The organism is Pradoshia sp. Z4_20, from assembly GCF_058216035.1.
The window spans coordinates 94376-109770 of record NZ_JBZAJD010000007.1 but is presented as its reverse complement, the minus strand read 5'-3'; the positions used below and the strand labels follow the sequence as shown (position 1 = coordinate 109770).

Below are 15395 nucleotides of genomic sequence, written 5' to 3'. Positions count from 1 at the left end.
AAGTTTTTAAGTGGGAAACGTAAAGACGAATGCACTGCGCCTTTTAGATCAAAAAGAAATTGAGTATGAAATATTTCAATACGAAAATCGCGATGGGAAAATTGAGGGTATTTCCGTTGCAGAGAAGATAGGCCAGGATTATCGTCTTGTCTATAAGACTCTCGTTACCATTTCAGGGACTGGCTCTGTTTATGTATTTGTGATTCCTGTAGATTCAGAGCTAGATTTGAAAAAAGCAGCTAAAGTTTCTGGTGAAAAGAAAGTTGAAATGCTGCCTATGAAAGACATACAAAAATATACGGGGTATATCCGCGGTGGCTGTTCACCGGTTGGGATGAAAAAGCAGTATAAAACATACATAGATGTATCAGCTGAAATTCAGGAAAAAATTATAGTCAGTGCAGGAAAAATAGGAGTGCAAATGAAAGTAAAGGTTGCTGATTTACTTACATCAGTAGTAGATGGCGATTTTGCTGACGTTATACATGGGTGAAAGGTCTGATTAGGGCCTTTTTTTCTTGTAATTTAGGGAGATTAGTAAACAGATACACCGGATTTAATAAGTATTGGGTCCTTATTTTTCTCTGTATGAAGTGATGAGTTCTATTTAATGTTGGGTCAGTAGTTTGTATGTAATGAAAGTCGGGTTTTAAAATATCTGGATAAGACTGTTTACAATTTTTGGGTGAATGCCATATGATAAAGTGGGGATTGAAATTTTTTACATTTGAAATAGGGGGAGCTATATGAATAAGAAATATACCCACTTTGAAACTGCAGCTATCCATGCCGGATATGAATCAAACGAACATCAAGGAAGCCTTTCTATGCCAATCTATCAAACTTCCACCTTTACATTTGAATCCGCTGAACAGGGGGAACAGCGATTTGCCGGTACAGATAATGGATTTATCTATTCGAGATTAGGCAATCCAACCGTACGCTCATTAGAAGAGAAGATAGCAGTATTGGAAGGAGCTGAGGAAGGAATTGCATTTGGGTCTGGTATGGCTGCTGTATCAGCTGTTTTAATGGAACTTACCAAGGCAAATGACCATATTCTATGCTCACTCGGTATTTATGGTTGTACATTCGATTTATTAGTCATGATGAAAGAGAAGTATAACATCCATCATGACTTTAGTCCGATGGAAACAGAGCAACAAATACAGGAGTTAATTAAACCTGAAACAACGTGTATATTTGTTGAAACGCCAATAAACCCAACTATGAGAGTCATTGACTTGGAAATGGTGGCACGGGTGGCTAAAAGAAATGGGATCCCCGTCATTGTGGACAATACATTTCCTTCGCCATACTTGCAACAGCCCCTTCAGCTGGGATGTGACATAGTTGTACACAGTGCAACAAAATATATTTGCGGACATGGGGATGTTGTAGCGGGTTTGGCTGCGGGTTCCCGTGAATTCATATCACGAGTTAGAAAAACAATGTTAAAGGACGTCGGGGGAATTATGGCGCCTTTTGATGCATGGCTATTGTTAAGGGGAATCAAAACCTTGCCAATTCGGATGGACCGTCATAGCGAAAATGCTCAAAAAATTTATGAGAAGCTTAAAGAACATCCAAAAGTTGAGCGGATTTATTATCCTGGAGATAAGCAAAACGTTGGATATGAGGCAGCTATGAAACAAATGCGTCAGCCAGGAGGGATTATCGCTTTCGAAATAAAAGGCAGTAAAGAGGATGCACAAGCCTTCCTTAACAGGATGAAGCTTATTAAAATTGCAGTCAGCTTAGGTGATGTTGAAACATTGATTTGTCACCCGGCTTCAATGACTCATGCTATTATTCCGGAATCTGAACGATTGGAAATGGGTGTTACAGACCAATTGCTGCGTGTATCCGTTGGATTGGAAAACTGGCAAGATCTATGGGGGGATATAAAACAAGCGCTGGGAAATGATTAGGTATAACTATAAAGGGGCTGAATCTTTATTATAGAGATTCAGCCTTTAACGTATGGAGAATAGCTCTTGTTAGGATTTCGATGCCTTCTATTATACAGGAACGATCAAATGTCATATTTGGGTGATGAAGTCCGGGAGTTAAATCAGCACCAAGTGCCAGCATGGTTGCTTTTATGGAAGGGCGAAGTTTCGTATAAAAGTGAAAATCGTCACTTCCGGGAGTTAACACTGTAGGGCTTAATGCTTTATGCCCCATTGTATCCAAAATAGCTTTTTCCATAAACTGAGCCGCCTTGGCGGAGATGATGGAAGCCGGTGTATCTGGATATGGTTCTAGTTGGATATGAATGCGGAAGATTGATTCTAATTGAGCAAAGGTTTGCTTTATTTGCTCTTTAATGATGTTCAGGTCTTCATTTGATTGAGCCCTGGCATCAATTCCAAACAAAGCAGTACCTGGTATAACATTTAAATTTTCATTACCTGTTTCGAATCTGGTGATTTTGATGGAATGTGGTTTCATCGGCGACAGTTTAATTTGTTGAAGCAGCTGATGCATCATAATTAGGACATCTATTGAACTTGTCCCTAAGTGAGGCCGCGCTCCATGTGCATCTTCTCCAATGATTTTTCCTGAAAGATGGTAGGTTGCCCCATGATTGATCGCAGGAGCTGCCATGCCAAGAGGCAGCTCTTCTATTGGACGAAGATGGAGACCGTATAAATAATCAACGTCATCTACAATTCCAAGATTCGTTACAGCCTTGGCACCTTCACCCGTTTCTTCTGCCGGCTGAAAGATAAATCGAACTGTTCCTTTTTCTTTTTCAGTCTCAGTCAATTCTTTGAGCATCAAGGCTACACCCAAAACGATTGACATGTGCGCATCATGTCCGCATGAATGATTAGCTCTAAAGGTTCCATCACATTCCTGCCAAAGGGCATCCATATCCGCTCGTAAAGCAATGACTGGCTTGCCGGAGCCTATTTCAGCAGCTAAACCGGGAAATGAGGGGAAAGCGTTACACTTAACCCCTTCTTCGATTAATCGCTTTTCAATAAAGGCTGCAGTTTCATGCTCTTTCCAGCTTATCTCAGGATGTGAGTGTAAATATTCAAAAATGGAATGTATATAGGGTTCAAGTTGCCTAAGTTTTGTCTTCAAAGTATATGGATCCTTTCATTAGTTGTCCGGTAATACTGTTTAGTAACCTGTTATGATAGTGTACGCATCTTTTGTTGAAAGTTTCCTTCGGATGAAATTGTATATTATTTCAACTATTATAAATACTTAGGTACAATGGATTTAAGGCTGTATGAAGGGGAGAAATAAATGAATACATTAGATGAAATTCTTGCTTATAATCGTGAATTTGTAAACAAGGAAGAATACTTGCCATATGAGACCACTAAATTTCCCGATAAAAAAATGGTTATAGTAAGCTGTATGGACACCAGGCTGGTTGAGTTGTTACCAAAGGCCATGAATATTGCTAACGGAGATGTCAAAATTATAAAGACTGCCGGGGCAATCGTAAATCATCCATTTGGCGGTGTGATGCGTTCCATCATTGTGGCAATTCATGCATTGGGAGCAAGAGAAGTATTTATTGTAGGCCATGAGGATTGCGGTATGGCTGCCATGGATCCAAATCAATTGATTGGACAAATGACTGATAATGGAGTACCTAATGAGACCTTTTCTACTTTGGAGCATGTAGGAATAGATGTGAAGCAGTGGGTTAAGGGCTTCTCTAATGTCCATGAAAGCGTAACGGAAAGTGTTAATCTGGTTAAGAATCATCCGTTAATGCCTGCATATATACCAGTAACGGGAATGGTTATTCATCCATCGACCGGGGAATTATCTGTTGTCGTCAATGGATATGAAAAAGTGAAATCGGAATAAGTTTATTAATGAATGACGTGGGGACACGTCATTTTTTGATTAAAGGGACTGCGACATATTAAAGAATAGTTAGTATTAGACATTTGTTGAAGTCCTTTAACGATAGGGACTAAATACGACGAGTTACATTAATATGTAATTTAAAAACTCGTCAATCATGAATCCGCATCGAATAGGTGCTGCGTAAACATGAATAGCGGGTTTTTTATTTAAATCTGCACTAATCCATCCAGTTTTTCAACTAGATTATCAAGTTCATTAAAGCTATGAGAAATACCGGTTATTAGCTGGTTTTGCTCTTTGATATTAGCGAGAATCTCCTGTGAGGATGCAGAACTTTCCTGTGTAAAGCTGGATATTCGGATAATCTCTGTTGCAATCCTTTGAGATTTGGCTGTAAGCGGATTGAGTATGTTTTGAACTTTATTGGCCTACTTAGAACCCCCCCTTGTATAAGAAATATAGAGGGTCTTGGATGACTTTTTGAGGAATATTTTTGAATTTAATTACGGTGTTTACAGAGGGATATTAGCTAGGGGATTTTTGGAAAGGCGAAATAAATAAGAGCCAGATAAACTGGCTCCATGCTTACTGTTTTTCGGGCTCGTATTTCTTTTCGCTGGAAGAAGTGCTCTTCGTAGCAGTCTTATCTTTTTCTTCAAGATTTTCTTCTCGTAAATCTTCGATAGGAATGGTGTCTACATGCTGTTCATCTTCAAATCTATCGAGCATATGCTCTTTGTCAGTCATTGAGTTTTCAGGATTGTCCATTTTTTTCTTCGATAATGGTTTTTCCTTTGTCATGTGTATTCACTCCCATTGTTCGTTTCTTATTCTATACCCCTATAGAATAAGAATACACATTATTTGGAAGTGAAGGACTCTTTGTGAGTTGAGTAATGGGCTAGCCATTTTCGATTAACTTCAAAACCCATTCCGGCTTGTTCAGGAACTTGAATGACACCGTTCTCGACAATCACGCTAGGGGACGTGATATCTTGCTCCCAATAATGGCTGGAGCTCGAAATGTCACCAGGCAGATTAACCTGTGGCATGGAAGCCAGTGCAATCGTATGGGCTCGGCTAATTCCAGATTCAAGCATACCGCCGCACCAAACGGAAATATTATTGGCTTCACAAAGATGAAGAATTTTAATGGCTTCTGATAAACCGCCGACTCGTCCAATTTTCAAATTAATCACTTTGCAGCTACCCAGAGCAATTGCTTGTTTGGCGTTCTCGAATGATTGAATGCTTTCATCCAGGCATACCGGTGTTGTGATATGTTGCTGAAGAATGGCATGCTCATAAAAATCGTCAAAACGAAGCGGCTGTTCAATCATCATTAAATCAAATTCATCCAGCGCTTTTAGGAGGTCCATATCTGCTAAACAATAGGCTGAATTTGCATCAGCCATAATGGGTAAGTGTGGGTATCTCCTACGAACTGTCCGAATAAGAGAGATGTCCTGACCGGGTTTGATTTTAAGCTTAATTCTCTTATATCCCTGCTCAAGGCTATGATCAATCAGGCGAAATAAATGTTCATCTGAGGTCTGCAGTCCAATACTAACTCCTGTTTCAATCTCATTTTTAGTTCCACCTAAAGCTCTCGATAAGGATTTATTATTTTTCTTCGCATATAAATCCCAAATTGCGCCTTCGAGAGCCGATTTAGCCATTGGATTTTTGCGAACGGGAGAAAAAAGATGCTGAAGTTCATCCGGATGATAGATTGGCTGCTGGATGAGTTTGGGGATTAAAAAATCTTTCATAATATGTGCAGCAGTTTGGAGTGTTTCCTCCGTATACCAAGGTTCTCGGAAGGCAACACATTCACCCCACCCAACCATACCGTCGCAATCAACCATTTCAATAATAATCATTTCTCTATCCTTCAAGCTTCCAAAGCTAGTAGTAAAGGAATTCTTTAGTTCCATTGAAATATAGTGGAGAGTAATCTCTTTAATATTGATAGAAATATCCATTGTAACCGCTCCTTTAATTGTAAGAATACCGTAACATATCTAATTAGCAACGGCAAAATAGAGAGCTATACTATTAATATTTAACTGAATATTCGACCAAATACTGCTATAATTTTAGAAAAAGATAGAAAAAGTGGGGGGATAAGGTATGGGTCATTGGAATACAAAGGAAGGGATTTTGGAGTTATTATACCGCCTTGTAAAAGTGCCAAGTGTAACGGGAACAAGAGGTGAGCTGCGTATGGAGGACGAAATTTCTGCGATCCTTAAGGAAATGCCTTATTTTCAAAATTACCCCGATCAAATATACAGAAAAGAAATTACAGGAGATCTATTAAATCGAAAAGCAGTTGCTGCGTTTTATCAAGGTAGTAAAACGAGTAAAAAAACAATTATACTTTTAAGCCATTATGATGTAGTTGGGGTTGAAGATTACGGACGCCTTGCACCGCTCGCTTTTTCACCATTGGAATGTACAAGTGCAATGGCAGAGGAAAACCTTTCAGTTGATGCCGAGCAGGATTTGAAGTCTGGAGAGTGGATCTTTGGAAGAGGAATTATGGATATGAAAGCCGGACTTGCTATTCAGATGGCTTTACTATCAGAAGCTGCCGAACATGGCAATTTGAAACATAACCTATTATTTTTAGCTACACCGGATGAAGAGAGATATTCGGCCGGAATGTTTGCGGGAGTTGAGTTGATTAAGGGACTCAAGGACCAATATCAACTGGATTTGGAAGTGGCCATTTGCTCGGAGCCGAGTTTTGGTGCATATCCAGGAGACCGTACAAAATATTTTTATACAGGATCTGTGGGTAAGTTATTGCCCTTAATTTTTTGTGTAGGAACTGAAACACATGTAGGCGAACCGCTTGAGGGCATGAATGCCGCCTGGATGGCAGGTGTGATAGCGGAAAGACTGGAGTTATCCTTAGCCTTTTTAGAACAAGAACGCGGGGAACAGAATCCTCTGCCTACGATCTTAAAATTAATGGATCTAAAAGAAGCATATAATGTCCAAACGCCAACTGCAGCATATGTACTAGCTAATATCCTTACGCTAAAGCAAAATCCGGAAGAAGTCATAAACAAGCTGAAAGATATTGGCGAAGAAAGCAGCAGGTATATAGAAGGACGGTTATCAAATATTTATGATTTACTTGGGTATGGAAGACATGGTTCAAGAAAACCTAACCTTAAGCCCAGTGTATATACTTATCAAGAGTTATTTGATAAAGGCTGTAGAGAATATGGCCATATGTTTATGAAAGAAATAAACGCAAAGATTGCATTGCTCGAACAGGACGCAGGCATGAATATGGCCAAATTAACAGCTGAAATTGCAGATGTAGTGGCAGCGTTTTTCAAATCAGAGGCCCCTTTTTATATGATCATGCTCGCTCCACCTTATTATCCACACGTTTATTTGGAAGAGGATGAAAGGGATCAGAAAGCAAAAGGTATAGTAGAGCACTGCGTTAGGATCGCTAAAGAGAAATTTAATGAAGAAATAAAGATCATGTCTTATTTTCCAGGGCTTTCCGATGTAAGCTATTGCCGTTTACGTGATCGTGATTTAGTGATGCCGGTGTTAGAAAATGAAATGCCTCTATACGGGAAGGGGTATAATCTTCCGCTTTCTATTATTGGGGAATTGGATATACCAGCCGTAAATATCGGTCCATATGGTAAGGACGCACACAAACGTACAGAAAGGCTGCATATTCCATTTTCCACTGAGGTTGTTCCCAAATTGCTTAAACAAGTGGTCTATGGCTGCCAATAATGATGTTCTTTTTGTACTATATTGCCTCAACTTACCTGCCATAATTCTCGCCTTTCTGTAGAAAATGATAATAAGGGAAGGAGGTAGGATTATGGCGAGAGGTAAAGGTTTTAATCATAAACGTAAAAGTCATCCTGGGAATTTTCCTCACCATGCTGAAACGGGTGGAAATCAGGAACAACATACAAACCACGAACAATATATTGTGACGAAGGAAGCCTTTAAAAATAGATCAGACGTGCATAAATGACAGAATTGTTATATAATGGTATCTATAAAGGCATCTGTATTTAAGAACAGATGCCTTTTATAGTACAGTTTAGCTTTCAGAGTGGATTTTACTATAACAGTTTTATTTACTGTCAAGGGTTCCTGATATTAGAATTATTCGAAAATAGAAAGAAAAGATTGATTTAACAACGTTGTTTTCGATTTCACCAGATTGTCATAATTTACATGTTCACTTTTTCACATATAATGTGTATTATAAGAGTATAGAAAGCTGTTATATAATTTAAAAAAGCTGAACATCTAGAAATTTGAAATAATATTCCTGAAAGTAATATTAGGAGGTAAAATAAAATGGCAATGGTTATGGATAATGTAACTAAAAAAGATGCATGGAGAGGCTTTGCTGGCGGAGATTGGCAGAATGAAGTTAACACACGTGACTTCATTATGAAAAACATCACTCCATACACAGGAAACGATGAATTCTTAGAAGGCCCAACAGAAGCTACAAAAGAATTATGGAAGCAAGTAATGGAACTTACTAAACAAGAACGTGAAGCAGGCGGCGTCCTTGATCTTGATTCTAAAATTGTTTCTACTATTACATCACATGGTCCTGGATATTTAAATAAAGAACTTGAAACAATTGTTGGTTTCCAAACAGATAAACCATTCAAACGTTCTCTTCAACCATTCGGTGGTATCCGTATGGCGGTAGCTGCAGCTGAATCTTACGGATTCACAGTAGATGAAGAAGTGCAAAAAATCTTCACTGATTACCGCAAAACACATAACCAAGGTGTATTCGATGCTTATACGGATGAAATGAAGCTTGCTCGTAAGGCTGGTATCATCACTGGTCTTCCAGATGCATACGGACGCGGACGCATCATCGGTGACTACCGTCGTGTAGCATTATACGGTGTAGACTTCTTGATCGCTGAACGTAAGAAAGATTTGAAAAACTACGGATTAAGAACAATGTCCGAAGAAGTTATTCGTCAACGTGAAGAATTAAGCGAGCAAATCCGTGCTTTAGGTGAATTAAAACAATTAGCTGAGATTTATGGTTATGATATCTCTAAACCAGCTACAAATGCAAAAGAAGCAGTACAATGGTTATACTTTGCTTACCTTGCTGCAATTAAAGAACAAAACGGTGCAGCGATGTCACTAGGACGTACATCTTCCTTCCTTGATATTTATATCGAACGTGACCTTCGTGAAGGCACATTAACTGAACAAGAAGCACAAGAGATCATCGATCACTTTGTTATGAAGCTTCGTCTTGTAAAATTTGCTCGTACACCTGATTACAACCAATTGTTCAGTGGAGACCCTACTTGGGTAACAGAATCAATCGGTGGTATGGCATTAGACGGAAGAACACTTGTAACGAAAAACTCTTTCCGTTTCTTGCATACATTAACAAACCTTGGACCAGCTCCAGAACCAAACTTGACTGTATTATGGTCTACGAAGTTCCCAGAAGGGTTCAAACGTTTCTGTGCAAAAATGTCTATCCAAACAAGTGCGATTCAGTACGAAAACGATGACATCATGATCAGAGAATACGGCGATGACTACGGTATTGCTTGCTGTGTATCCGCAATGCGTATCGGTAAACAAATGCAATTCTTCGGAGCACGTGCAAACCTTGCAAAAGCATTGCTTTATGCAATCAACGGTGGGGTGGATGAAAAACTTAAAATTCAAGTTGGACCGAACTTCAAAGCAATTACTTCTGACGTGTTAGATTATGATGAAGTTATGGCTAACTTCGATAGCACAATGGAATGGCTTGCAGAGCTATACATCAATACATTGAATGTAATCCACTACATGCACGACAAGTATAGCTATGAGCGTATTGAAATGGCATTACATGATGTTGAAATCCTTCGCACAATGGCAGCGGGAATTGCTGGATTGTCTGTAGTAGCCGACGCATTAAGTGCGATTAAATATGCACAAGTTAAACCAATCCGTGATGAAAATGGTGTAGCAGTTGACTTTGAAATCATCGGTGATTTCCCTAAATACGGAAACAATGATGATCGCGTAGATAGCATGGCTGTTGAGCTTGTTCGTAACTTTATGACTAAATTGAAAAAGCATAAAACATACCGTAGCTCTGTGCACACACAATCCATTCTTACAATTACTTCTAACGTAGTATATGGTAAGAAAACTGGTAACACTCCAGATGGACGTCGCGCTGGCGAACCATTCGCACCAGGTGCGAACCCAATGCACGGACGTGATACAAAAGGTGCTCTAGCTTCTCTATCTTCTGTATCTAAGCTTCCATACGATTGCTCTTTAGACGGTATTTCTAACACATTCTCTATGGTGCCAAAAGCACTTGGACGTGAAGAAGAGCAACGTGAAGCGAACCTTGCTGCAATCTTGGATGGTTATGCTTCCAAGGAAGGTCACCACTTGAATATCAACGTATTCAATCGTGACACATTGCTAGCTGCTATGGAACATCCAGAAGAGTATCCACAATTAACAATCCGTGTATCTGGATACGCTGTTAACTTCATCAAGTTGACTCGTGAGCAACAAATTGACGTTATCAATCGTACGTTCCACGAAACTATGTAATATAGAAGTACTTGTTACTAGGAGGTCTCCCTGTATTAGCAGGGAGACTAACTTTTAACTTCCAATTGGATATTTTTAGAAAAGAAAGGATGGGATCTCATGACAACATATGGAAATATACATTCCGTTGAAACATGCGGCACAGTAGATGGCCCGGGGATCCGCTACATTGTCTTTACGCAAGGTTGTTTGTTGCGCTGCCAATATTGCCATAATGCCGATACGTGGTCAATTGGAACAGGCAAGCAAATGAGTCCTGAAGAAATCGTTAAAGATATTGAATTATATAAACCATTCATGGATGCATCAGGCGGGGGAGTTACCGTCAGCGGCGGAGAACCGCTATTGCAAATTCCTTTTATTATAGAACTGTTTAAATTATGTAAGGAAAGAGGAATTCACACGACCATTGATTCCTCAGCTGGCTGTTTTTCGAGATCACCAGAATTTTTAGAGCAATTCGATGAACTGCTTGAATATACAGACTTAATCCTACTGGATATTAAACACATAGATAGCAAACGCCATATTAAGCTAACTGGTAAACCGAATGAACATATTTTGGATTGCGCCCGTTATCTTTCTGACAAAGGACAACCGGTTTGGATTAGACACGTACTAGTTCCAACGGTTAATGACCAGGATGAATACTTGGAAAGAATGGGTCAATTCTTAGGTACACTTAATAATATTGAAAAGGTAGAAATCTTACCATATCATCAATTAGGTGTTTATAAATGGGAAACACTTGGCTACAAATATCCACTGGCGGGAATCCAATCTCCTAGTGATGAACAAGTAGAGCATGCCTACAAAATGCTAACCAAGTATATGAAAAAGCCAGCTTGAAAAGAGCATGAAATTAAATAATTAAAGGCCCAAATAATAGGTGTTACGCTTAAAAAAATAGTAGGAGAAACCACATGAGGTTTATATCCTACTATTTTTTTGTTATAAATGAAAGATAAAGTAAATTTCAAAGGAGGGGTACAATTGCTAATCAATTGGAAAGCAGAAGATAAAAGATGGATAATTGGTCAAATTCAACAATATTTTCAAAAAGAGCGTGATGAAGAGATTGGAGAACTGGCTGCTGAGAATATTTTAGAGTTTTTCACAGAAACGTTAGGACCTCATTTTTACAATGCTGGAGTGAAGGATGCAGGGAAACATGCTGAAGCATATGCTGCACGTTTGGATGAAGACTTATACGCATTAATGCGACCAATAAAAAAATAGATGCTTTAAAAACCTTCCTGAAAAGAGAAGGAGAGATCAGAGTCTATAGTGAAATACCATCAAGTGAGATGCTGACTGGTTAAGACAGTATGCAAGCTATACTTGATGTAAAGGTCTACACTTTTTAAAAGTGGGTAAAAAAAAAGGCAAAATAAAAAGGCGAAGGATGTCCGCCTGGAAAATAGAATTTATATTCTTTTAGCACCTACATAACGCTTCTTCCAATATGAAGAGCTTAGTGAATCTATTTTTACACCTTTAGATACAGAGTGAATGACTTTGTTGCTGCCAATATAGATTGCTACATGGGATACTCCTTTTCCAGAAGTATTAAAGAAAACTAAATCACCTTTTTTTAACTTAGATTTAGCGATCTTTTTCCCCTGTTTATACATACTGGTTGAGGTCCTTGGAAGTTTCTTTCCTGCCGCTTTTTTGTAGGTATACCCCACAAAACCAGAACAGTCAAATCCTTTAGGTGTTGTTCCGCCGTATCGATAAGGCGTTCCTACATATTTTTTCCCGGTTGATACAACTTTGTTAGCTTTACTTGTCGAAATAGCGGCTGAGGCTTTAGATTCAAATGGTCCAAATGGCACAAGCGTGGATGACAGAAAAATAGCAAGAGCAATAATTATTTTTTTCATATTGACCCCCGAAATGTTTTTTTGGCAGCATTGTTAAATCTTACCGCCTTTTTCTCTACTTTTTTACTATAACTAAAATACTAGTTTCTATGGTTACAGCATTATTGAAATTAATTTACAAAAATATTACAGAAATTTGGTTACTTCGACATATTTGTTAAAAAACCCCAAATTATATTCGTAGAAGATTAATGATAGAGGGGATAAAGGTAAGTCATTCTCCTCAAAATCGATTAAAAAAAGTGATGTTTTCATCACTTTTTTTATGTCTTTTTACCTAAAATTGATTCTCATATCTTTTTAAAAGCTTATTAGTGTTAAGGAATTTATTGAAATGTCGATACTAGAAGAGATAAAAGAATAGTAGAAAACGGGTGAATTATATGGACAAGTCTTCAATCATAGGGATTATGTTGGCCGTCGTTTCAGTAGGTGTTGGAATGGTGCTAAAAGGTGTTGATATCGCAGTTCTCGTCAATCCAGCTGCTATATTAATCATTTTCTTAGGAACGGCTGCTGCTATATTAGTTGCTTTTCCAGTTAATGAATTGATTAAGCTTCCTAAGCTATTTGGCATCCTTTTTTCAGAAAAAGCAATGGTCTCAACGGAAGAATTAATTCATACATTTTGTGATTGGGCACAAACAGCTCGTAAAGAAGGTTTGCTGGCGCTAGAAAAAATTTCAGAATCAGTTGAAGATCCGTTTTTAAGGAATGGCTTGAATTTGGCGGTTGAAGGACAAAGTGCAGATTATATTCGCGACATCCTATCAGAAGAAATAGATGCCATGGAGGAAAGGCATGCTGTTGGGGCTCAGATATTCACACAGGCTGGCACCTATGCTCCGACCCTCGGGGTACTAGGTGCAGTAGTAGGGTTAATTGCAGCCCTGGGTAATATGAGTGATACAGAGGTACTGGGCCATGCCATAAGTGCAGCATTTGTTGCTACATTGATGGGAATCTTTACGGGATATTTACTGTGGCACCCGTTTGCGAATAAATTAAAGAGAAAATCTAAACAGGAAGTACGTATTAAAGAGATGATGGTAGAAGGCATTCTATCTATATTAGAAGGTGAAGCACCAAGGACTATAGAGCAAAAACTATCTTCTTATTTACCTGCTGTGGAAAGGAAGAAGTGGTTGGAAGGTGAGATGAGAAACAATGTCCAGGCGAAAAAAGAAATCTCAGCATGAGGAGCATATGTCCGAGTCCTGGCTGCTCCCATATAGTGACTTATTAACCCTATTATTAGCGTTATTTATTGTCTTATTTGCTATGAGTTCTGTAGATGCCCAAAAGTTCTCTGAACTATCACGAGCCTTTAATAAAGCATTAGATGGAGGAACAGGTGTTTTTGAGCATCCGAGCCCAATGCCTGAAGGGATGATGACAGAAACAGACCCAGAGAAATTTGATGGGAAAGAGGAAGAAGGAACAGAGGAAGCCAGTCCTGAATTGGAAGAATTAAAGGTAGTCCAGGAAAAAATAGATACCTATATTAATGACAGTCATTTAAAAACCAATTTAGAGACATCTCTGACAGAGGAAGGGTTGCTGTTAACCATTCGTGATAATGTATTGTTTGACTCGGGGATCGCAATGGTCAGAGAGAGAGATGAAATAATTGCTAAGGAAATATCTGAACTGCTTGTAATGGAACCACCCAGAAATATTATCATTAGCGGACATACGGATAATGTTCCGATTCGTAATGCAGAATTTGAGTCAAATTGGGAATTAAGCGTTATGAGAGCTGTTAACTTTATGAAGCTTCTTCAAGATAATAAAAAATTAAAACCGGAATGGTTTAGTGCAAAAGGCTTTGGAGAATTTAAACCAGTATCGCCTAATACCACTGACAGTGGGCGGGAGAAAAATAGACGCGTAGAAATCCTCATCATGCCCCGTAAAACATTAATTGGTGAGTAGTGGATTATCCGTTAAGTTGGTTAATGAATTTAGAAGGGGTATCTGAATTTAGATAGGATGAGGCTTAGTTCAAAAATTTTGGAGACATTGGAAAATAGTGAAGTCTATTAGGGAAATGTGGAAATCTTTAAACGAGTGACTTGGGCAGTGTGAATATCATTCACACTGTTTTTATATTCCTTGATTACATAAAAGAGAATGTTTATGAAAATTTTGCCGAGGGAAAGATGAAACTGTAACTATTATTTTTCAAAAAAGGAGATTGATAGTATGAGAAAAAGAATTGCATGTGTCATAACGGATATGTTTGAAGATGTAGAATATACAGACCCTGCTAAGGCTTATAAGGAAGCTGGTCATGAAATAGTAACCATCGGCTTTGAAAGTGGACAAAATGTTGAAGGTAAGCAAGGAAAAGAAACGGTGGAAATTCAAAAGGGCATTGATGAGGTAAAAGCGAATGAGTTTGATGCTTTATTTATTCCGGGTGGATTCTCTCCTGACATTTTAAGAGGAGACGATCGTTTTGTTTCTTTCGCCAAGGAATTCATGGATGCAAAGAAACCAGTATTCGCAATTTGCCATGGTCCGCAATTGTTGATTACTGCAAAAGCGCTGGAAGGAAGAGATTCAACAGGTTACAAATCAATTAAAGTTGATCTCGAGAATGCAGGTGCCACTTATCATGATGAAGAGGTATTTGTATGTGGAGAACAATTAGTAACAAGCAGACAGCCTGATGATATCCCAGCTTTCAACAGGGAATCCCTTGCATTGCTGTCCAAATAAAATGAAGCTCCTCTGTTCATTGAACAGAGGAGCTTTTATTGCCTATTTACTTTCTCAATTTGCCAATCTCTTCGACAATTGCTTGCATTTCACTAGGGCTGAAGCGGTCCTTGGACATGACCATTTCATATATCTCCAGTAAATCCTCATAGGAGCTATCATTAAAGCTGTCTGCACGCATAGCTGAACTGTTGATCATTTGTAATTTTTCTTGGATGCCATTAATCATAATTTTAATATTCTCAGTGGATTTAACCGATAAATCTGCCACTTCATTCATCCCTTCCGCACTAGATAGAAATATCATTCCATGGAATTCGCTATCTG

At 38.6% G+C, this 15395-nt stretch carries 16 protein-coding genes; 11 read left to right on the top strand and 5 right to left on the bottom strand.

From position 1 onward, the window contains the following. Positions 1-10: 10 nt before the first annotated feature. Both ybaK and megL read left to right on the top strand, forming a co-directional pair. Positions 11-493: a Cys-tRNA(Pro) deacylase gene (gene ybaK / locus AC4BHP_RS14995; protein ID WP_490553124.1), complete on the top strand. Its 483-nt coding sequence runs from the start codon at positions 11-13 to the stop codon at positions 491-493. A 253-nt stretch (positions 494-746) separates the two neighbouring features. Continuing rightward, positions 747-1931: a methionine gamma-lyase gene (megL, locus tag AC4BHP_RS14990; protein WP_490553122.1), complete on the top strand. Its 1185-nt coding sequence runs from the start codon at positions 747-749 to the stop codon at positions 1929-1931. 28 nt (positions 1932-1959) lie between these two features. Here the strand turns inward: megL and AC4BHP_RS14985 are convergent, their stop codons facing one another. After that, on the bottom strand, positions 1960-3096 hold the full coding sequence (locus AC4BHP_RS14985; RefSeq protein ID WP_066108308.1) for an amidohydrolase: 1137 nt from the start codon (positions 3094-3096) through the stop codon (positions 1960-1962). A 168-nt stretch (positions 3097-3264) separates the two neighbouring features. Here AC4BHP_RS14985 and AC4BHP_RS14980 point away from each other — a divergent pair, with 168 nt between their 5' ends. Then, positions 3265-3840, top strand: a complete 576-nt coding sequence (locus AC4BHP_RS14980) for a beta-class carbonic anhydrase (RefSeq protein ID WP_066108306.1) — start codon at positions 3265-3267, stop codon at positions 3838-3840. A 588-nt stretch (positions 3841-4428) separates the two neighbouring features. Here the strand turns inward: AC4BHP_RS14980 and AC4BHP_RS14975 are convergent. Continuing rightward, positions 4429-4644, bottom strand: coding sequence for a YczO family protein (locus tag AC4BHP_RS14975; protein ID WP_066108303.1), 216 nt, complete (start codon positions 4642-4644; stop codon positions 4429-4431). A gap of 59 nt (positions 4645-4703) precedes the next feature. Beyond that, positions 4704-5822 carry an o-succinylbenzoate synthase gene (gene menC, locus AC4BHP_RS14970; protein ID WP_139892768.1) on the bottom strand — a complete coding sequence of 373 codons (1119 nt, stop codon included), beginning with the start codon at positions 5820-5822 and terminating at the stop codon, positions 4704-4706. A gap of 154 nt (positions 5823-5976) precedes the next feature. Between menC and AC4BHP_RS14965 the strand changes: the two genes are divergently transcribed. The 5 genes from AC4BHP_RS14965 (at position 5977) to AC4BHP_RS14945 (ending at position 11697) form a co-directional block, all read left to right on the top strand. Beyond that, complete coding sequence (locus AC4BHP_RS14965; RefSeq protein ID WP_490553119.1) at positions 5977-7617, top strand: M20/M25/M40 family metallo-hydrolase; 1641 nt, start codon at positions 5977-5979, stop codon at positions 7615-7617. Between the two features lie 91 nt (positions 7618-7708). Next, the gene (locus AC4BHP_RS14960) at positions 7709-7867 is read left to right on the top strand and encodes a hypothetical protein (protein WP_175354311.1); all 159 of its coding nucleotides are present in this window, start codon (positions 7709-7711) and stop codon (positions 7865-7867) included. A 332-nt stretch (positions 7868-8199) separates the two neighbouring features. Beyond that, positions 8200-10458, top strand: a complete 2259-nt coding sequence (gene pflB / locus AC4BHP_RS14955; RefSeq protein WP_139892733.1) for a formate C-acetyltransferase — start codon at positions 8200-8202, stop codon at positions 10456-10458. Positions 10459-10557: 99 nt separating this feature from the next. Continuing rightward, the gene (gene pflA, locus AC4BHP_RS14950) at positions 10558-11307 is read left to right on the top strand and encodes a pyruvate formate-lyase-activating protein (RefSeq protein ID WP_066108295.1); all 750 of its coding nucleotides are present in this window, start codon (positions 10558-10560) and stop codon (positions 11305-11307) included. A gap of 144 nt (positions 11308-11451) precedes the next feature. Further along, positions 11452-11697, top strand: coding sequence for a DUF2164 domain-containing protein (locus AC4BHP_RS14945; RefSeq protein ID WP_490553116.1), 246 nt, complete (start codon positions 11452-11454; stop codon positions 11695-11697). 188 nt (positions 11698-11885) lie between these two features. On the opposite strand, the gene AC4BHP_RS14940 is transcribed toward AC4BHP_RS14945, so the two are convergent. Further along, positions 11886-12344, bottom strand: a complete 459-nt coding sequence (locus AC4BHP_RS14940) for a C40 family peptidase (protein WP_066108289.1) — start codon at positions 12342-12344, stop codon at positions 11886-11888. Positions 12345-12727: 383 nt separating this feature from the next. Here AC4BHP_RS14940 and motA point away from each other — a divergent pair, with 383 nt between their 5' ends. The 3 genes from motA to AC4BHP_RS14925 all read left to right on the top strand — a co-directional run bounded on the left by motA (position 12728) and on the right by AC4BHP_RS14925 (position 15068). Further along, complete coding sequence (gene motA, locus AC4BHP_RS14935; RefSeq protein WP_490553112.1) at positions 12728-13543, top strand: flagellar motor stator protein MotA; 816 nt, start codon at positions 12728-12730, stop codon at positions 13541-13543. Next, complete coding sequence (motB, locus tag AC4BHP_RS14930; RefSeq protein ID WP_140462153.1) at positions 13512-14279, top strand: flagellar motor protein MotB; 768 nt, start codon at positions 13512-13514, stop codon at positions 14277-14279. Before motA ends, motB begins: the two co-directional genes overlap by 32 nt. A gap of 270 nt (positions 14280-14549) precedes the next feature. Continuing rightward, positions 14550-15068, top strand: coding sequence for a type 1 glutamine amidotransferase domain-containing protein (locus AC4BHP_RS14925; RefSeq protein ID WP_140462154.1), 519 nt, complete (start codon positions 14550-14552; stop codon positions 15066-15068). A 46-nt stretch (positions 15069-15114) separates the two neighbouring features. On the opposite strand, the gene AC4BHP_RS14920 is transcribed toward AC4BHP_RS14925, so the two are convergent. Beyond that, positions 15115-15348 carry a DUF1128 domain-containing protein gene (locus tag AC4BHP_RS14920; RefSeq protein WP_066108582.1) on the bottom strand — a complete coding sequence of 78 codons (234 nt, stop codon included), beginning with the start codon at positions 15346-15348 and terminating at the stop codon, positions 15115-15117. Positions 15349-15395 lie beyond the last annotated feature (47 nt).